Origin of the sequence: Sulfolobus sp. E5-1-F (assembly GCF_009601705.1) — an archaeon.
GTDB lineage: Archaea > Thermoproteota > Thermoprotei_A > Sulfolobales > Sulfolobaceae > Saccharolobus.
Window position 1 is genome coordinate 2,443,737 of sequence record NZ_CP045687.1, and the last position, 17,872, is coordinate 2,461,608.

Annotated in this window: 21 protein-coding genes and 1 pseudogene; 14 read left to right on the forward strand and 8 right to left on the reverse strand. The window is 35.4% G+C overall.

Annotated features, from left to right (window positions below; translation table 11 throughout):
* Window positions 1-28 precede the first annotated feature (28 nt).
* Window positions 29-964 carry an NAD-dependent epimerase/dehydratase family protein gene (locus GFS03_RS12745; protein ID WP_181443813.1) on the forward strand — a complete coding sequence of 312 codons (936 nt, stop codon included), beginning with the start codon at window positions 29-31 and terminating at the stop codon, window positions 962-964.
* Window positions 965-987: 23 nt separating this feature from the next.
* The gene (locus tag GFS03_RS12750) at window positions 988-1,374 is read left to right on the forward strand and encodes a NifB/NifX family molybdenum-iron cluster-binding protein (protein WP_153424435.1); all 387 of its coding nucleotides are present in this window, start codon (window positions 988-990) and stop codon (window positions 1,372-1,374) included.
* On the opposite strand, the gene GFS03_RS12755 is transcribed toward GFS03_RS12750, so the two are convergent.
* Window positions 1,360-2,322, reverse strand: a complete 963-nt coding sequence (locus GFS03_RS12755) for an alpha/beta hydrolase (RefSeq protein ID WP_153424436.1) — start codon at window positions 2,320-2,322, stop codon at window positions 1,360-1,362. The genes GFS03_RS12750 and GFS03_RS12755 overlap by 15 nt on opposite strands.
* Window positions 2,323-2,374: 52 nt before the next feature.
* On the opposite strand from GFS03_RS12755, the gene GFS03_RS12760 reads away from it, so the two are divergent.
* Together GFS03_RS12760 and GFS03_RS12765 are read left to right on the forward strand one after the other, a co-directional pair.
* Entirely contained in the window at window positions 2,375-3,475 is a 1,101-nt protein-coding gene (locus GFS03_RS12760; RefSeq protein ID WP_153424437.1) for an S-methyl-5-thioribose-1-phosphate isomerase, read from the forward strand.
* Between the two features lie 44 nt (window positions 3,476-3,519).
* Window positions 3,520-4,485, forward strand: a complete 966-nt coding sequence (locus tag GFS03_RS12765; protein WP_153424438.1) for a stage II sporulation protein M — start codon at window positions 3,520-3,522, stop codon at window positions 4,483-4,485.
* Here the strand turns inward: GFS03_RS12765 and GFS03_RS12770 are convergent.
* Both GFS03_RS12770 and GFS03_RS13395 read right to left on the reverse strand, forming a co-directional pair.
* Window positions 4,482-4,889, reverse strand: a complete 408-nt coding sequence (locus GFS03_RS12770; RefSeq protein WP_153424439.1) for a hypothetical protein — start codon at window positions 4,887-4,889, stop codon at window positions 4,482-4,484. The two genes, GFS03_RS12765 and GFS03_RS12770, sit on opposite strands and share 4 nt — an antisense overlap.
* 115 nt (window positions 4,890-5,004) lie before the next feature.
* The gene (locus GFS03_RS13395) at window positions 5,005-5,169 is read right to left on the reverse strand and encodes a hypothetical protein (RefSeq protein ID WP_181443763.1); all 165 of its coding nucleotides are present in this window, start codon (window positions 5,167-5,169) and stop codon (window positions 5,005-5,007) included.
* Between GFS03_RS13395 and GFS03_RS13625 the strand changes: the two genes are divergently transcribed.
* On the forward strand, window positions 5,093-5,293 hold the full coding sequence (locus GFS03_RS13625; protein ID WP_238699242.1) for a hypothetical protein: 201 nt from the start codon (window positions 5,093-5,095) through the stop codon (window positions 5,291-5,293). The two genes, GFS03_RS13395 and GFS03_RS13625, sit on opposite strands and share 77 nt — an antisense overlap.
* Here the strand turns inward: GFS03_RS13625 and GFS03_RS12780 are convergent.
* The 3 genes from GFS03_RS12780 to GFS03_RS12790 form a co-directional block, all read right to left on the reverse strand.
* On the reverse strand, window positions 5,225-5,830 hold the full coding sequence (locus GFS03_RS12780; RefSeq protein ID WP_153424441.1) for a DUF1404 domain-containing protein: 606 nt from the start codon (window positions 5,828-5,830) through the stop codon (window positions 5,225-5,227). The genes GFS03_RS13625 and GFS03_RS12780 overlap by 69 nt on opposite strands.
* Before the next feature lie 9 nt (window positions 5,831-5,839).
* Window positions 5,840-8,209: a cbb3-type cytochrome c oxidase subunit I gene (locus tag GFS03_RS12785; RefSeq protein WP_181443764.1), complete on the reverse strand. Its 2,370-nt coding sequence runs from the start codon at window positions 8,207-8,209 to the stop codon at window positions 5,840-5,842.
* 113 nt (window positions 8,210-8,322) lie between these two features.
* Window positions 8,323-8,916 (reverse strand): sulfocyanin, encoded by a 594-nt coding sequence (locus GFS03_RS12790; protein ID WP_153424443.1) that lies wholly within the window; start codon window positions 8,914-8,916, stop codon window positions 8,323-8,325.
* 140 nt (window positions 8,917-9,056) lie between these two features.
* Between GFS03_RS12790 and GFS03_RS12795 the strand changes: the two genes are divergently transcribed.
* From GFS03_RS12795 to GFS03_RS12820, 6 genes are all read left to right on the forward strand, one after another.
* Window positions 9,057-9,812 (forward strand): Rieske 2Fe-2S domain-containing protein, encoded by a 756-nt coding sequence (locus tag GFS03_RS12795; RefSeq protein ID WP_153424444.1) that lies wholly within the window; start codon window positions 9,057-9,059, stop codon window positions 9,810-9,812.
* A 1-nt stretch (window position 9,813) separates the two neighbouring features.
* On the forward strand, window positions 9,814-11,346 hold the full coding sequence (locus GFS03_RS12800) for a cytochrome b (protein WP_153424445.1): 1,533 nt from the start codon (window positions 9,814-9,816) through the stop codon (window positions 11,344-11,346).
* Window positions 11,324-11,764, forward strand: coding sequence for a cytochrome c oxidase subunit II (locus GFS03_RS12805; RefSeq protein ID WP_153424446.1), 441 nt, complete (start codon window positions 11,324-11,326; stop codon window positions 11,762-11,764). Before GFS03_RS12800 ends, GFS03_RS12805 begins: the two co-directional genes overlap by 23 nt.
* 1 nt (window position 11,765) lies before the next feature.
* Entirely contained in the window at window positions 11,766-12,212 is a 447-nt protein-coding gene (locus tag GFS03_RS12810) for a quinol oxidase subunit 2 (protein WP_153424447.1), read from the forward strand.
* Window positions 12,213-12,408: 196 nt separating this feature from the next.
* Window positions 12,409-12,849 carry a hypothetical protein gene (locus tag GFS03_RS12815; RefSeq protein ID WP_153424448.1) on the forward strand — a complete coding sequence of 147 codons (441 nt, stop codon included), beginning with the start codon at window positions 12,409-12,411 and terminating at the stop codon, window positions 12,847-12,849.
* 29 nt (window positions 12,850-12,878) lie between these two features.
* Window positions 12,879-13,637, forward strand: a complete 759-nt coding sequence (locus GFS03_RS12820) for a hypothetical protein (protein ID WP_153424449.1) — start codon at window positions 12,879-12,881, stop codon at window positions 13,635-13,637.
* Window positions 13,638-13,736: 99 nt separating this feature from the next.
* Here GFS03_RS12820 and GFS03_RS12825 read toward each other — a convergent pair whose 3' ends face one another.
* Window positions 13,737-15,506, reverse strand: coding sequence for a cation:proton antiporter (locus GFS03_RS12825; protein ID WP_153424450.1), 1,770 nt, complete (start codon window positions 15,504-15,506; stop codon window positions 13,737-13,739).
* A 65-nt stretch (window positions 15,507-15,571) separates the two neighbouring features.
* On the opposite strand from GFS03_RS12825, the gene GFS03_RS12830 reads away from it, so the two are divergent.
* Window positions 15,572-15,778 (forward strand): hypothetical protein, encoded by a 207-nt coding sequence (locus GFS03_RS12830; RefSeq protein WP_153424451.1) that lies wholly within the window; start codon window positions 15,572-15,574, stop codon window positions 15,776-15,778.
* 73 nt (window positions 15,779-15,851) lie between these two features.
* On the opposite strand, the gene GFS03_RS12835 is transcribed toward GFS03_RS12830, so the two are convergent.
* The gene (locus GFS03_RS12835; RefSeq protein ID WP_349750730.1) at window positions 15,852-16,229 is read right to left on the reverse strand and encodes a DUF929 family protein; all 378 of its coding nucleotides are present in this window, start codon (window positions 16,227-16,229) and stop codon (window positions 15,852-15,854) included.
* A gap of 49 nt (window positions 16,230-16,278) precedes the next feature.
* Here GFS03_RS12835 and tnpA point away from each other — a divergent pair, with 49 nt between their 5' ends.
* Together tnpA and GFS03_RS12845 are read left to right on the forward strand one after the other, a co-directional pair.
* A complete protein-coding gene (gene tnpA, locus GFS03_RS12840; protein WP_153424453.1) occupies window positions 16,279-16,686 on the forward strand; it encodes an IS200/IS605 family transposase in 408 nt (135 codons plus the stop codon).
* Window positions 16,661-17,866 (forward strand): annotated as a pseudogene (locus GFS03_RS12845) (RNA-guided endonuclease InsQ/TnpB family protein). The gene tnpA and the pseudogene GFS03_RS12845 overlap by 26 nt, the downstream one beginning before the upstream one ends.
* The last annotated feature ends 6 nt before the right edge of the window (window positions 17,867-17,872 follow it).

Genomic DNA, 17,872 nt, shown 5'->3' on the forward strand with positions numbered 1-17,872 from the left:
AAGCAAAAGTGCTAAATAACATCTTTTTATACTTTTTTGCAAAAGTGTTAATATGAAAATCTTAACATTCGGTGGTACAGGTTTCGTTGGTAGCAATTTCGTAAGATACGCAATAAGTAAGGGCCACGAGGTCCTAGTTTACGCTAGGAGCATGAACGATTACGCAAAATCCTTACAAAACGTTGGTGCGAATATAATTTTCTCATATGAAAACTATTTGAAAGACGTTGATTGTTTGGTTTACCTTATAGGCGCAATGTGGACTAAAGATCCTAAAGAATTTGAATACTTACAGGTACAATTCCCTACTGAAATAGGTAGGAAGTTCTTTCAAGTTAACTCTGGTAAGTTCGTATATATAAGCAGTATAGGAGTATCTGAGAATATTGAAAGCAAGGAGAGACCTATAGCTGAGGAGAGCCCCCATGGAGAAGGTTTAAAACCAAATACGCTTCACGGAATTACGAAGCTTGAAGGGGAAAAGAGTGTATCGAAATTCCCCAATTATGTAATACTTCGATTTCCAATAGTTTATGGTCCCTATAGTAGAATCCTTATGTGGAGAATTTTCATGTGGTTAGCTTCTCATGGTATTGGTATAAAAAATGATAATATGTTTAGCGTGGTCTCAACTACAAATACGTCTAAGGCGATAGAATTGGCTTGCAAATATAAGAGGAATAACTATTTTTACATCACTGATAAGGAACCCGCTACATTAACCAGCCTTTTCTCTGATTTGGCAAAAGCCATACAAAAAGAAATAAGGGTATGGTTCCCGTTTAGTGTAAAGTTTATAGAACCTTTCAAATCTTCGCACGAGATATTAAAAATGGCGTATGATGTTCTTTCAAGGGAATTAGTGTATTCCTATAAGAAGGCTGAAAGGGAATTGGATTACATTCCAGAGGATGTAAGAGTTGAAACGTTTAAGGAAATGGCAAAATACTATAAGATTATATGAATAGTTAGGATTAACTTTTTATTATAGAAATTATAAAAATTCTTATGATAGTATGCACTGTTGTAGATGATTCAAATAGATTAGACTTATTCTCTAGAGGAAAATTCGTTATATTATTTGACGATAAAAAGAAGGAGATTCTATTTAAAGAGGAAAATCCAGCTTTAAACTCTTCCGTGAAAAGACCATTAGTCGCTAGAGAGTGTGTAAGGTTGAAAGCGGAAACGGTAATTGCAGCACATGGATCTCTTTGCTATCCCTCTCATTCAATTTTAAAGAAAGCTAATGTTAAAATGCTAGTAGGAAATATTGGTGATAGTATATATACAAATAGTTTTTATCCAGTGACCAGGTGGGAAGTTGTCTATTCTAGTTTTTTGGCCATTAAAGAAAGATTATTCGGACATTAGTGCTTTTTCAAGAAGGCTCAACGATATATCATATCTATAAGACGTGTGAAGGTGTCCGTCATTAAACTCCTCGTAATAGTGATCAATTCCATATTTTTGCAACTTCTTATGTAAAGTCCTACTCCCATACTGTATGTTGAACTCGTCCCTTTTGCCCACATCCATATATATAAACTTAAGCACTTTCAAATTATCAACGTACTTATCGACCATTCTGACTGGGTCTTTTTCTAACCATTTCCTCCAAACATCTTCCAATATTTCCCCAGTCTCTAGATCGAAGGGTAACTCTATTTTTTCATCCTTAGGAGAATAAAATGCTGACATACCAATGACGTTCAACGTATTCAAATCTTCCTTATGTTGCTTATTCTCTTTCTTCCAATAATTTTCTAACCATTCCTCCGGGGTCCTGAATCTTCTTAACTGCTCAATTGCTTTAGGAAATGTCGGTAAGTATACGTATTCGAAATAGGCATCACCAGCGTGGTCAGCTATTGCTTTAATAATATTAGGGTATTTCATTCCTAATACGATTGCACCATATCCTCCAGACGAATGTCCAAATATTCCTATCTTATCACTCTTGAACTTGTCCATTAAGAATGGTAGTAGTTCCTTTATGAGAAAGTCCTCATACATTCCCACTGCTGAAGAATTTATGTACTGATTTCCACCAACCTTAGTGAACATATCTGGAAGGACTATTACTGAACCTTTCATCTTCCCCTCATTAACTAATCTCTCAATCCTACTTTTCATGTCCTCTCCCAATGGGTTGTAATTAATTTGGGTTAATGAAGAAGAGAGATAACCACTAAGGTAGATTAATATTGGCCTCTCCTCGTATTTCTCAGGGTAGATCAGCCCTACTCTTCTCTTATGCGGGTCCTTTAAAGGATTATCTCTCAAAACATTACTTTCAAATTCAATAATAGTTAAGTTCATGTATCCATTTTCCTTCCCTAAGCTTTAAATCTTCCTTTGCTCATTATATTATATGAAGCTTACAGTAAAGGAAGTTAAAGAGCTTTTTAAACCAAAGTTATTGCCAATAATTTGGAAAGACGAAAATAATACTTTAACAATCCTGGATCAATCATTATTACCATTTCAGAAGGTTTATGTGGGTTTAAAGGATGTTAATAGTACAGCATTAGCAATAAAGAACATGCAAGTTCGAGGTGCTCCCGCAATAGGAATTACTGCTGGATATGGCATGGTGTTAGCGTTAACTAGCAATAAGAGTATAAATACGCTAGATAACGCTATCAAGGAATTAACTAGGACTAAGACTATATTAGACTCAGCTAGACCTACAGCTGTTAATTTGGTTTGGGCAACTTCAAGGATGTTAACTTTAGCTAAAAACGCTGTGGAGAATGGTAATGCTAAGACTGTAAATGAGCTAATAGACCTAATGAAAGTTGAAGCTAAGAAAATTTTCGATGAGGAGTATGATGCTGAAATACAAATGGGACTTTACGGTTTAGAGAAATTAAACGACGGTGATACAGTACTAACTCAGTGTAATGCTGGTGGTTTGGCTACCGGTACTGGGTTAGGGACTGCATTAGCTCCAGTGAAACTTGCTAAAGCCTTAGGGATGAACGTTTCAGTTATCGCTCCAGAGACAAGGCCTTGGTTACAAGGTAGTAGACTGACTGTCTACGAATTAATGGAGGAGGGAATAAAGGTTACGTTAATTACAGACACTGCAGTTGGTTTAGTAATGTATCGAGGAATGGTGAGTAGCGTAATGGTTGGAGCTGACAGGATATTGAGAGATGGACACGTATTTAATAAGATAGGAACGTTTAAGGAAGCGGTTATAGCACATGAATTGGGTATACCATTTTACGCACTAGCCCCAACCTCCACTTTCGATCTAAAGAGTAGCGTCGACGAAATTAAGATTGAAGAGAGGGATCCTAATGAGGTGAGAACAATTAGGGGAATACCAATAGCTCCAGAGAACGTAAATGTGTATAATCCAGTATTTGATGTTACTCCGCCTAAATATATTACTGGTATAATAACTGAAAAGGGAATAATATATCCTCCATTTCACGAGAATATTAAAAGAATCGTGGAAAGGTAACTCTTAGGAAAAGTAATTTAACTAACAAGTGAGAATTAACCTTAATGAGAGTTTTAACAAAGATTATCTTGATAGTTTTCGTACTTGAGGTAATATTATTCTTGATAGCCTCTGGCATACCTCAGAATAATCCCTCATTAGTATCAGCGTTTAACAGCACAGAAAATCAAGTATTAAACCAATCTTATTTCGGTAAAGTAATAATGATCTTTGGTAACAACGTGAGAGTTGCATTACTGGATTTCATACCCGCTGTTGGAATGATCATATTGGCAATAAGTATATACTCAACTGGTGCAGTTTTAAGTGCATTCTCATCTAGTCTCAATGTCCCTGGAATTTTGTCCGCCTTAGGCTTAATGACATTACCGCATTCGTGGCTTGAATTGCCATCCTATGCCATAGCTGCCTCCAGTGGATTATACATTATAATTAGACCAAGGGAGTGGGTAAGAGGATTACTAACCCTCATAATTGTCCCGATAGAGTTGTTTTTGGCTGCGTTGGTTGAATCAGGTGAGTTTTACGTAAGCAATCCGTATATATTATGGCTTTACTCGATACCAGCCTTTGTATTCTTGTACTTCCTTTACGAATTCTTACAGAAGAGAGCTGACAATTACATTCAAATAAAGACGCCAGTAACTCAACAACAGAATATAGTTCAACCTCAACAGCCATCATATGCCGATTATATGGCTAGATACAATCAGAGTTGGAATACTGCAAGCTATTACGAAACTCAAGGTAACTTAGCTGAGGCTATGAGGTATTATTGGGAGGCCATTTTCTACTTAATTACTGCAGTAGGGAACAAATTGGGAATGCCTACTTTAACCAAAGAAGATCAAGATAATGTAGTGCGAGCTGTTGCGTATAAGGTTGGAAATCCACAACTATATGATATCTATAACGAAGCATTCAAAATTAGGATTGAAAATAGGCTAAGTGACTTCCAAATATTTAAGGACTATTTATCTCAGTTGGCTAGGTATTTAAATTCTATCTAACTAATGATTTTTTCACTTACCACCTCTATTCCTAACTTTAAGGCAAGATCATAGTATTTTTTAGGAATAGCAAACGCTACTAGGAAACTCCTCACTTTTTTAGAAAATTTACTTTTTAGAATTTTTTCTCTAATTAACAATTGCTCTATTGTGGAGTAGTCAGCATAGTTTTTGGCTAAAAATAAGTAAATCTCATCCCCTTCTTCATAATACATAATTGGTAACGATAATCCAATTCTTAGAACACCTTGATCGTCTATCAAAAACTCCCTCTTTATCTTTGCTAACTTAACTCCCTTACTTTCCAGTTGTGGTTTATACATATTGATTATTAAATATTCAATTTCCTCCTCCTTTCTTGAGATATCAGTAAGAAATTTTAGCACTTGATCTTCTAAGCTCATACTATAATATCATACTCCCTCTTATTAAAAATAATTTCTCAAAATACAATTGCACACAGTTGCACATAATGATACATAAAAATACATATAGTCTTTTTAAGTAAAAATTAAAATATTATCTTATGAAAACCCTTTTAGTTCCGTTAACAACTTTTATGATGCTTGACGTTGTAACTACAGCACTGGGATTATCCAGAGGTCTTATAGAGAGCAATCCATTAATAAACGCTTTGTACTCTTCACTACCATTTCCGATTTTCGTTATGGTATTCCTTCTCATGAAGGTAGGCGTATTAGCTTTAATATATATTCTTTACAAGTATACAAAACTTGATTTAGTTCTCATTCTTGGGATAGGCATTTCTCTGATAGTCTTCATTAATAACGTCCTTCTCATCTCTTAATAAATTATTTACATAATTTAGCAACAAATAGACAGCAATTAGGTTCATCATTAGGAACATAATTATACCTAAATATTCTAGTCCCTGGGAAGTATATAGAGTAGTATAGAGTGATGGACTTATCATTAATATTAAAGAAAGTATACTATCTCCTATCATCCATAAAGCTAAGAGAAAAATCTTAAAGTTTCTACTAAGTTCCCTTAGTGAAGAACCTACCATCAAGCCTCCTATTAATAAAGAAACCTCCTCAATTAATCGAACTGACAAAATTTCAGCACCTAAATTAAAGAAATATGGATAATGCCAAAGGAAAGCTATTGAAGCCCCAACTGTAACGGCTACACTTTTATTCACAATTTTTCTCCTAATGATATAATATGAAAGAAGAATACCAGCTCCAAAAAGGGAATAATGAGCTAACATATAAGGTATTGGATTATTGAACATAACCTCCTCTGTAAATGGATTAACAGAAACAACAATAAGAAAGATACATAAAATAAGAATTGTTATAAAAAAATAATTATTACTCACTTTTTCACCTTATACAAAGAGATGAAGATAGAACGTACTGAATACTACGACCCATATGGCATCTACAAAGTGCCAATAATATGTTGCAGCAACTGAACCTCCATAGGGTGTCACTCCTTTATAAGCCCTTAACAGTACGAATGCCCACACAACTAGTCCCATGATTACGTGGAATCCGTGTAGACTTACTGTACTAAAGAAGAACGCAGTAAATGCTGATTGTTGTGGGGTGAATTGTATTACGTGTGTAAACTCATAGACTTGTCCCATTAAGAATGTGAATCCCATAGCTGCAGTTAATATTCCTAAAGCTTTAAACATCTTCATATTCCCTTTCTTAAACTCCTCATAAGCCAAATGTGCCGGTATAGAACTTGAAAGCAGTATAACTGTCATTATTACTGGCAATGGGAAATACTCAACTCTTAATGGCGGTACATTTGCGTATGCTATCGGATTAGTAATTGGGCTCGCTACAAACATGTATCCTCCTATAAAGGACCCGAATAAACATATCTCAGCTAATATGAACCACAATACCGCAGACCTAGCATCTCTCATTATGATAGTCCCTAATGATGGTGTCAATGCTACTCCATTATTTACACTACCAGCTGATACTGGTGAACCTCCATCTAGTTGCATTGGAGGAGGTATTTGTTTAAACCATTGATCATATGCCCAGTATAACCCAGTCCCGATAAACGCTAGTATTAACAGTATACCAATTGGTATTAGGTTAATGAACATGAACATAAAACCTAAAGGTATAAACGACATAACAATTCCAAGTATGCTGTAATATGGGAAGCTTACCCCGTGATATTCTTCGTCAAAACTACCATCCAATGATTTACCAAAACTTAACGGTAGTTTAACTGGCTTAATATAGAAATCTGGTTGACCTATCTGTATAGCGTTCCACGGGTCTATAGTTTCTACAACTTTCCCCTTTATCCATGAGTACAGCAAATCACCAAAAGCCATTAGTAAGCCTATCCCCATTAATACTCCTCCGACATCAGTCATTTGCTGAAATGGTGCGTAAATTACTGAGGGAACTGCAGCGTATCTTCTAGGCATCCCTAGAACTCCATCAATAATCATACCAGTAGCTATCAGAAATGCACCAGCTACTATCATTATAGTTCCACTTTTCACTATATCCTCGTGGTACCACTTACCACTAAAGTATGGGAAATAGTAAATCAAACCAGCTAGTAGCGCAAATAGTATTGCGAATACCATATAATGGAAGTGTCCTACTACTAAATATGTACCGTTGAATGCGTAATCCAGTGGTACTAATGGAAAGAATACTCCAGTAATTCCTCCAACCAAAAATATGGCTATAAAGGATATAACTAAAATTGCCGGGGCCTTATATCTTATTTCTCCACCATATAAAGTCGCAGTCCAGTTGAATACCTTCACTCCAGAAGGTACTGCAATCGCCATTGTTGTTGCTGATGATATTATCTGTGCCACTGTATTGTCAACAGCTGTGAACATGTGATGCATCCATACTCCTAATACGCTTAAGAATGCTATGGCCATTGATGATAGTGCGAGTGCTTTGTAACCGTAAATTTGCCTACCAACCATTCTAGGTAAGATTTCTCCGACCAGTCCCATTGCAGGTAACATTAATATGTATACTTCGGGATGTCCAAAGAACCAGAACAAGTGCTGCCATAATACTGGGCTTCCACCTAATGATGCATCGAAGAATGGTAAATTCCATAACCTTTCTAGATAGGCGAAAACTAATCCAGCAGTTAATGGAGGCATTGCAACTACTAATAAAATTGCAGTAGCGAAGAATGACCAAGTAAATAAGGACATTTTAAAGTAAGGTATTTTCTTAAGTTTTATTATAGTCATAAGGAAATTAACTCCAGTAAGTGTTGATGAAATACCCGATAGTATAAGAGCAATCTCAACTAATATTACGCCTAACCCGTAATTCACTGATGTTTCGACAGATAAAGGAGCATACATATACCAACCTGTGTTTACAGGGCCGAACCACGGAGCTATGAGCCCCAAGAAAACTGCGGGAACTAAAATCCAAAAGGATAATGCATTTATTCTAGGCCAGTATAAATCATGGGCACCTATCATCCTAGGAATTAGATAATTTGCGAAACCCACTGAAATGGGCATTACCATGAAGAATATCATGAATATACCGTGTAAGGATACAGCATTATAGTAATCTACGGCACTCAAGCTTTGGTAAGTTAGCTGATATCTTATTAGTGCAGCATTAATTGCACCAGCTAATAGTGCAATTATACCTAGCGTTATATACATCTGTCCAATATCGCTTGCACTGGTAGTGTATAATGCTACTTTTAAGACTCTTTTTATGTTCATCATATTAAGTGTTAAAATTTTATTTTTTAAATCTTTCTATTAAAAGCCAATAAAGCTAATCTATTTAGAGTTACTTAGATTATTAAATAAAAAAACATATGTTTCTTATCTACTTAACTTGCTGTAGCATAAGGAGTAGTCACATTTGATGAAACAATTACAACTGCCCACATCCCGCTTTGTGCGTGTCCTAAAATACCACAAACTAACATATAAGTGTCAGCGCTTAACGGTCCCCATAATCCACTATCTAATTGACCGCTTGAAATCCCAGTTGTTTGATAATTGCTAGCGGTGGCGCCAACTACGTATAATATTTTACCAAACTTTCCAACATCGGGATTACTAGGGGTTGCGGTAGTGTTTTGTAAAAGGATTAAGTTATGGGGCAGGGATTGTTCATTTATATATTTCACGTAAACAGACCATCCTGCAGGGATGTAAATTTTCAGTTGTCCATTACTAGTACCATTAAAATTAAAAGTTGGTCCAGTCGTTAATGTGGCAATTGTCAAAAATACTGTTTTATTTGCAGAGTTATAGTTTAACGGAATTTGACTTGAGGTCGAAGTAGAAGTACTAGTAGCTGTGGGAGTAGGTGCCGAAAGTACTTGGTATTCATAGTATGCGTATACTGAAACTCCAACTGCTATTATTGCAACTAGTACTCCAACAATTACGGGCAGAATAGAGGACTGCGCTTTCATATGCTAAATTGTTGTAACTAAGATTTATAAATTTATTACCTTATGTAGAGTATCATAATCATACTCTATATTAAAGAATGTAAACTTAAGTTAATAATGTTATACGATAAAACTTAAATATCTTATTAAGGTATATTAGAGTGATGAACAGAAGGACATTCTTGAGACTGTATTTAGTAGTAGGAGCTGCGGTTGCAATAGCCCCCTTAATAAAACCTTTAGCGGATTACGTAGGATACTTTTACAATGAATTAAGTACTATGTCAAAGCAATATTTGGTAGCAAATAATACTGATGGACTAGCTGGATTTCCAAAATATAAAATAGGTAATATTAAGGATATACAACAGCAGTTAAGTTCTGGATGTCCAGTCTACTTCTTCGCTTATCCATTAACTAATGAACCTTGTTTCCTAGTCGACTTACAAGCGCTTTTAGGTCAACCTGTTCCAGAGATACCAAATCCATACTATGGGCAATATGCGGGCCCACTAGGGCAAATAAAGACTATAAACGGTGTGGGGCCAAATAACTCCATTTATGCGTTCTCTGACGTTTGTGTGCATCTAGGTTGTCAGCTCCCTGCACAAGTTTTAGTAACTTCCGAAAATGGTCCAGGTTTAGATATTCAAAATTCAGTCCTCCATTGCCCATGTCATGGGTCATTGTACTTGCTAGCAAAGGGTGGTGTAGTTATTGGAGGACCAGCTCCAAGACCTCTCCCTATAATCCTACTAGAATATGATCAGAATACTGGTGACATATACGCAATAGGCACTAATGCTCCTTATTTTAGCGCATCGATACCCAGAACTACTCCATCAGATAACTTGCTTTATGATCCTAGATATGACTATAGCGTACCCTCAAATCCCTCATGCAGCAAGGGTGGTTAGCATGGTAGATGAACAAAGGAGTGGTCTATTCGATAGATTCATGAAATGGCTAGACGATAGATTAGGAATTTACGGTCATACTTTAAGACCTGCGCCTAGATACGCTTATTCGATAGATTATTGGCTGGGAGGGCTAGTACTCTCAGCGTTTATATTTGAAGTGATAACTGGTGCTTTAGTTGCACTTTATTATACGCCAAGTGATCCATACACATCAACTACTTATTTAATAAGTAAAGTGCCGTATGGTGCTTTACTATTTAGCCTTCATAGCTGGGGAGCTTATGCTATGGTCTTTCTATTGTTAGTTCATATGACTAGGAACTTCTTTGTAGGAGCTTATAGACAACCAAGGGAAATAATGTGGATAGTTGGGGCTGGATTAGCTGGATTAACATTAACTGAAGCTTATTTAGGGTATTCATTACCTTACAACTTGATCTCTTGGGTTGCGACAACTACTGGGCTAAACTTATTCTCGTATATGCCATTTAACTTAGGTTATCTAATTTCACTATTCACTGTAGTAAATCCCAATCAACCCGGTATAATGTCTGGCGTAGATCCTCTAGTGCAGAGATTCTTCGTATTTCACTGGATAGTTGGTGGTTTAATACTAGCACTTATAGGATTGCATCTTTATATATTTGAAAAGCATGGTATAACTCCGCCAGTATCTCAAGTTAAACCCGGCTATCCTGAACTTATAGATGAATATCAAGATAAGTTGAGGTCTGATCCCAAATGGGAACTTCAACCATTAATGAGGTCAATAGGAATGGTAATAATGATATTCCTACTAACCTTTGGCGCAATATTTCTGATTGCTGGAGCAATACCATTTAATATTGCTATTACTGATGGTACTCCTAAATATTTAATGCCTTCATTTAATCCAGTAGAAGCTGCACAGACACCACCAGTCCCTGACTGGTACTTCCTATTCATTTACTTCTTCTATAAGGCAGTAAGTCCAACTAATGCCTCTTTAATATTTTTAGGCTGGGTTGTAGTTACTGTATTATTCCCATTTATAGAGGAATACATATTTAGGCATAAGGCTCCACATCCAGCATTAAGGCCAGCATCAATTGCAATAGGAAGTGGTTTCATAGTTAGCTTCATAGTTAATAGTGTTTGGGCGGCTTTAACACCGGGAAGGGATATTGGACCTATAGGTGCTGAGGTAGATGGTGTAATTTTTCTAGTATGTTTTGCAGTAATATGGCCATTACTGAGGTATGTTGCTCAGCCTAGAGTTTTGGCTAAATGGCAGAGTTCTCCATTAACTGATGGTGGTGTTGTAATGGAGTATAAAGAGAGGAGAATATTAAGCGGGCTAACAGTACTGTTGATTAATATATCGATACTAGGTGGGCTAATATATTCTCTATATGAGGTGTTTTTACTTTCAAGCAATCCTATGATTAACCAATTTTTAATAGGTCAATTTTTAGGTACTTCCCTAATTTTATTTTCAATATCAATTTTCATAAACGTGGTGATGGGAATTGGAAAAAGCCAGGATATTTGAACTGTCAACTATAGTATTTGCAATTGTAATCTTAACAATTCTAGGTGTTTTTTCAGATATTTATCTAAACTCAATAAACACTGGAGCCTATCTATCGACTACTCAAAAACAAGATGCTATTCCTATTAAGGTAATAGCTATACAATATGCTTGGGAATTCGTATATCCTAATGGGACTACCACAACCAATGAGTTGGTATTAAAAGCTAATCAGACCTATTTGCTTGAAATCACATCCAAGGACGTTATCCACGCATTCTATATACCACAGTTAGGGTTCAAGTTTGAGGCAATACCAGGATATGTATATGATTTCTACATAGTAGTTAACAAGCCTGGAGTATATGATATATGGTGTGCCGAATTTTGCGGCCCTGGTCATTACTTAATGAAAGGAACCTTAATAGTGGTGAGCTAATATGGCTACCAATAGAAGGATGACTTCTAAGGACTACGCTTTGTGGACAATTACGATAATTGCATTCTTCTTTTTCTTTCTATGGATAGGAGATTTCGGAAATCTATCATATCTTACACAAAGTCCAATAACGACATATGTACAAACATTATGGAGTGCAACTTATATAGCAGCTGGTGGTGTTTTCGCAGTTTTCATGGGGAGTATAGTGTTTCTGTCAGTTAAATTTAGAGCTCCATCTGAAGTTCAAACTACAAGAAGAACAGTAAACGTAATGAGCTACTATTACGTCGCATTAATTTTGGATTTGGTATTTGCAATTATAATAACCTATGAAATCTTTATAATGTCAGCCTATCAATTTATAACTGGTGTACTAGCGTCTGCTGATTTATTACTTTTTGCCTCAATTATCTACCTTGTTTACAAGTTATATTATCAAGAATAAACTAAAGTTAATCACTTTTTTATTTCTATTTACTATAATTATTTTAATAAATATGAATTATCAAGTTAGACCCACTCCAATTATGATCTATTAAAGTCGATAAATATTAAAAATTAAAGAAGTTATACTAATTTTTATGATAAAATAGAAAAGCTTATTAAATAGCTTATAGATAGTATAGTATTAGGAGAGAGTTATGAAAAAAGGTAAAATTATAGTACCAATCACAATAATAGCAGTAATTATACTACTAGTATTTTCCTCAGGGATCCTCGCGGGAAGAAGTCCCTTCATATCAACTAGCGTAGTAAGTAGGGCTCTAGGTGGAAATTGGACCATTCAGAATTATTACTCTGGGAATAATACAATGACCGAAATTTTAATAGATTCTCAAGGAGATGTATTGGTTATTACCCAATACTCTTTCCCATCCTCCTCTCAAGCACAAAGCTTCTTTTACACAAACTCTCTGGGAAATATTGAGCAATATGGAAGCAATCTAATATCATATTACTATCACGGACTTTCAGAATCTTTATATGTTGTTGATGGTAGTATAGTATATTATATTAGCTATGTAGCTACTGCTTCTACTTCAATGCCATCCATAAGTCAATTGTTGAGTTTGATAAAATAATTTTAATCCCTTCTCACTTATTTTTATTTATGAAGTTATATTTTCTTTCAATAATCCCGATAGTCATTAGTCTAGTATTAACTTATATGTTCCCATTTAATGAACTAGTCCCAATTGCCATTTTCTGGATATTTCTAACATATCTACTCTTTAATACAATATTTAGAGGGGAACTACAAGTTATTAGATCATATAAAAGGAAAGTTACAAAATGGGGGATTTTCTTCTCTTATTTAGCAACTCATTACTTAGTTTATAGTATAGCTATTATTGAACTACTAACTTATATTTACAAACCTATACTATCATATCCTCAAACAACCTTTGTCTCCCTATTTACTACTCCCTTTGGTAGTTCACCTAGTTTAGTCAATTTAGGTTTATCATTAATTTTTAACCCAACCATAGCCGCCTTCATACCACCTAACATAGCTATTGAACTTTCTCTATATAGTATATCAATGGGTCTCTATATAGCCATTTTAGTAACCTCTAGTTTACTCACCCTTATCTCTTTAAATAAAAAATTGGGGTACCTTGCTTTCATTCCACTAATAGGTATTATAGCTGGAGCATCTTGCTGTGTATCAATACCAGTCTTATTAGCAGAGTCCATAGAATTAGGTAATGTCGTATTCTTAACAACATCAGCATGGCAAGTAGTGTTTATAGCTTACGTATCCCTTCCAATTATAACAGTAATATTCCTAAAACATCTATCAAGTTCACTCCATAAACTACATAGCGGTTTAATACAATTTAATATCCCAAGGGGAGTAACTAAATAATAAGGAACTCGTATCGTGGAATAATGTAATACCAATTAACAGTTTTCATATTATAGTTGTATACATATCATGAAAAACTCCCCATTATTTCAGATTAACTTATATCATTTTTGTTATTCTCTTAGACCTCTTTTTCCTCATTCTCTTGATAGCTCTTACACTAAGTTTTACTAATTCCTCTTCATTCTTATTGCTTATACGTGTAAACGTTATTGGAGAAATCCTATACTTATATATGAAATATAGGCTTACTAAGAGAGGGATAAAGATTAGTCTTATGGGAAAGTTGTACAATAATGGAATTATTTCGAAGATAATATAGATAGCGGTTAGTATTACGCTATAGAAGGTAGAGGAAAACGAGGTTAGCGCAAACCAGAACTCCTTAAATAGTCTACTTCTTACCTTGGCTATCTTAACCAATATTTCACTGTTGATTATAGAATATAATTGTGAGCCCTCTGATAAAAATAAGTACAGGAGGAAAAGGGCAATTATTATTTCTCCAGCGTAAAGTGTATATTGTAAAATTAAATTATTGATTGGATTTATTATACTCTTTACTAGACTGTTTAGGATAGGAAATAACACATAGGGTAAAATTAAATACAGAAACATCTTCACAAATCCCCTAAACACTACTGATCTTAAGATTGGCGAAAGACTTGCGCTAAACGTCTTATTAAGCCATACCATTGTGGAATCAAGCTGTCTCAAAAAGTACGAACGGGAATAAACTACTCCAATAACTCTTTGAAGGGCGTTTACTTTAACAGCTAAAACTGATGCAATTATTGATGATACTAATACCACTACAACTGAAATGTAATAGTCTACGGCAATATCTATACCTTGTTGGATCGCCTCTAATGATACTATTATTCCAAATTCGCTTAATGGCAACATGTATAGACCATTAGTAAACGCCTTTACGAAAGTAGTCCCAGTAACCCAAGATGCGGTACTGAATGAAAAGTACTTTATTACAAGAAGTATGAGTGATATTAGAATAAATGTGGTTATATCGGGAGTAATTTTCAAATAACTTCCTACTGATAGGAAAAAGAATATTAGAGAAAATTCCCTAATTGGTGCAGTATATTTTATTACCTTTTCACTGCCACTTATTGATGAAAATGCTATACCAGCTAGAATCATTGTTAAAGTAGATGGTACTTGAGTAACTTGTGAGATATATTCAAATACAAATACTAAAACGATTGGTACTAATATCAATATGCTCTCATCTTCTAATCCAGTGAGCCTAAATAGCGATAACCCAGTAAGGAAATACTTAGCAAACGCGTAAATTATTAATGAAGCTATAAAAACCTCTAATACTACAAACGATACTCTAAAAAAGTTAAATGAACCGTTCAGTGCTATTGCAATGGAATATAGGAAGAAGACCTCAGTATCCTCAACTGAAGCAACTGCTATTAGTAAATCCCTATCGTTTCTATCTAGTTTATTCCCAACTATCTTGTAAAGAATCGAAGTACTAGTATCTATGGATGCCATTACAAGAAATAGTGAAGCAAATGGATCTAGATGTAGTAAATAGAGCCCTATGAAATAAGAAATTAATAGGATGAGTATTAACTCAGTTAACGCTATTCCAATTGCCCTTCTAAACAACTCCTTAGCTCTAGAAATATCAAAGGAAGTGCCAATCTCAAAGGCTAGCAGATTCAAGGCTATAAAATTCAGTATTTCAAAATACGAGGAATTGAAGTCGAAATGGAAATAATTGAAAGCGATCAGCCCACCTAAAAGATAAGCAATAACTGGTGAGATCTTTAGTCTAGTCAAGATAAATGCAAGTAATAAGGTAAAAAGTAGCATTAAGCTCAATATTGCATAATCCATCAAACAACAAACGTCTTAAGAGAAATTAAAAGTTTATTTACTACCAAGAGAATATTATACATTTGATGAACATTGTAGATTTGAAGAAATTATATTCTCAAATCTTATCCCTTAGGGAAGAATGTAAAAGGTGTATTGATTGTGAAGCTTGTGATAAAGTAGAGGAGTTAATAGATTATGTAGTTGAAAATATAGATAAAATTTCAATCGAAAATCAAGCTGAGGCTAGAAGGGTATTAAATAGCATACTTACGCTTAGAAGGGAACTCTAAATTCATCTAATCCCGAAAGGATGAGACGTTCAGCTGTAATTAAAGAAGAGAATTAAAAAATAAGTAATTTTTTTTAAATTGTTGGACATTCACCCGCTAAAGGCCCAGCAGCTTCTAGTATAGTGTTTTGTATCATTTGCGCTGCTTGAATAATTTCTGGGAATTGTTCTAAATTATTGAGAACATAAATAGGCGTATATCCCTCAAGAATTGTTGGATTAACTATTGGCGTAGTTACAATATATGTACCGTTTGGACCAGAGATTAATATTGCGAAATTTAAGTGTGAAGGTTTACCATAATATGCTGAGGGCTCTCCATACTGCTGTATTGGAACCTGAGTTTCGTATTGAATTATGTATTGAGCTACTTGAGATGGCAAACCCATTTGTAAATATTCCTCTTTAATTTTATGGGGGTTAAGGGGGCGAAAGTCCCCTTCCGGATGGATAGCCCCCTTATAGAAAGATTTTTATAGTTTTTGAAAAATACATGTAACTATGCGGAAAAGATTGGACAGAAGTGCGCACTCAGTTTACGTGCTTTACTACCACTATGTTCAAGTAGTCAAGTACCGCAGGAAAGTGTTCGACAATGAGGAGATCATAAATTTCTTGAAAGAAACAATTCTTGAAATAAGCAAAACATTCGAAGTAGAAGTTATAGACATTAGCGTTGATAAAGATCACTTCCACATGTTATTCAAGGCTAAACCAACCCTTAACATACCAAGGTACATAAACGCTATAAAGACAATAACCTCAAGGGAGATACAGAGAAAATTTCCACAAGTTAAGGAGAAGTTATGGAAAGGGCATCTATGGTCCCCATCCTACTTTTTAGCAACTAGCGGACAAGTTACGTTAGAGGTTCTGAAGAACTATGTGGAGAGCCAAGGAAAAGAGTAACGTAGTACACCTATCCTTCAAGTACAAGATTTACCCGTCTAAAGAAGTAGAGGAAAAACTCCTCAAGGTAATGCAAGTTGAAGCAAAAGTTTATAACACGTTGTTAGACGTTATTACGAAAGCGAGAAGAGAGGGAAAGAAGATAACTACAGTTTATACACAAGCAATGATCAAGGACTTGAAAGTTGAGGGAAAGGAACTGGTATACTCAAAGGCCCTCCAAATGGTAAACAATGTATTATGGTATAATATTAGAGCACTTCACGAACTCAAGAAGAAAGGAAAGAAAGTTGGTAAGCTCAGATATAAGAAGATCCTCAAGTTCATAAACTACAACCAATCTGGCTTCAAGGTTGAGGGAGATAAGCTAATTCTCTCAAAGATAGGTTCCGTAAAGGTACTCTTTCACAGACCTTTAGAAGGGAGAGTGAAGGGAGTGCTTATAGTGAAAAATGCTACAGGCTGGTATGCCATATTCCAGATTGAGGTTGAAAAGAAACCATTACCAAGTAACGGTAGGAGAGTTGGTGTTGACGTTGGTGTTGAGAAACTAGTTACAACATCAGATGGTATTGTTATAGAAAATCCAAAAGTGTTCGACAAGATCGAGAAGAAAATACGCCTCGTCCAACGAATATTATCTAGGAAAAAGAAAGGTTCTAAAAACTATGAAAAGACTAGGGTTAAGCTCGCAAAACTTCACGAACACGCCAAGAACGTTATGAACGATTACATACACAAGATAACCACATGGCTAGTGGAACAATATGACGAGATTTACGTTGAAGATCTGGAAACTAAACAAATGGTAGAGAGACCAAAAAGCAAGACCCTTAGGAAGCATATTCTTCACTCAAACTTCTCCCTTTTCCTTCATCACCTCTCCTACAAGGCTGAAAGAGCTGGTAGGAGGGTGGTGAAGGTAGACCCAAGAAACACGTCAAGGATGTGTGCGAGATGTGGTTATGTGAAAAATGACCTTACTCTTGCTGACAGAACATTTGTTTGTCCTAAGTGTGGTTGGGTCAGATCGTGATTATAATGCTTCTCTAAATATTCTTTGTGCGGGGTCGGGACTGCCCTTAGTGCCTGTGGACGGGAAACCTCTGCTATACACTCCCTCTGAGAAGGGAGTGTATAGCAGAGGTTTCCCGGAAGAAGCAGGAAATCCTCATCGTGAGGTGGG

What these genes read in the sequence shown, in the direction of transcription:
- GFS03_RS12755 (WP_153424436.1), bottom strand. Translation starts at nt 2,322, where the DNA reads ATGAACTTAACTATTATTGAATTTGAAAGTAATGTTTTGAGAGATAAT.
- GFS03_RS12760 (WP_153424437.1), top strand. Translation starts at nt 2,375, where the DNA reads ATGAAGCTTACAGTAAAGGAAGTTAAAGAGCTTTTTAAACCAAAGTTA.
- GFS03_RS12765 (WP_153424438.1), top strand. Translation starts at nt 3,520, where the DNA reads ATGAGAGTTTTAACAAAGATTATCTTGATAGTTTTCGTACTTGAGGTA.
- GFS03_RS12770 (WP_153424439.1), bottom strand. Translation starts at nt 4,889, where the DNA reads ATGAGCTTAGAAGATCAAGTGCTAAAATTTCTTACTGATATCTCAAGA.
- GFS03_RS13395 (WP_181443763.1), bottom strand. Translation starts at nt 5,169, where the DNA reads ATGAGAAGGAATACCATAACGAAAATCGGAAATGGTAGTGAAGAGTAC.
- GFS03_RS12785 (WP_181443764.1), bottom strand. Translation starts at nt 8,209, where the DNA reads ATGAACATAAAAAGAGTCTTAAAAGTAGCATTATACACTACCAGTGCA.
- GFS03_RS12790 (WP_153424443.1), bottom strand. Translation starts at nt 8,916, where the DNA reads ATGAAAGCGCAGTCCTCTATTCTGCCCGTAATTGTTGGAGTACTAGTT.
- GFS03_RS12800 (WP_153424445.1), top strand. Translation starts at nt 9,814, where the DNA reads ATGGTAGATGAACAAAGGAGTGGTCTATTCGATAGATTCATGAAATGG.
- GFS03_RS12810 (WP_153424447.1), top strand. Translation starts at nt 11,766, where the DNA reads ATGGCTACCAATAGAAGGATGACTTCTAAGGACTACGCTTTGTGGACA.
- GFS03_RS12815 (WP_153424448.1), top strand. Translation starts at nt 12,409, where the DNA reads ATGAAAAAAGGTAAAATTATAGTACCAATCACAATAATAGCAGTAATT.
- GFS03_RS12820 (WP_153424449.1), top strand. Translation starts at nt 12,879, where the DNA reads ATGAAGTTATATTTTCTTTCAATAATCCCGATAGTCATTAGTCTAGTA.
- GFS03_RS12825 (WP_153424450.1), bottom strand. Translation starts at nt 15,506, where the DNA reads ATGGATTATGCAATATTGAGCTTAATGCTACTTTTTACCTTATTACTT.
- GFS03_RS12830 (WP_153424451.1), top strand. Translation starts at nt 15,572, where the DNA reads ATGAACATTGTAGATTTGAAGAAATTATATTCTCAAATCTTATCCCTT.
- tnpA (WP_153424453.1), top strand. Translation starts at nt 16,279, where the DNA reads ATGCGGAAAAGATTGGACAGAAGTGCGCACTCAGTTTACGTGCTTTAC.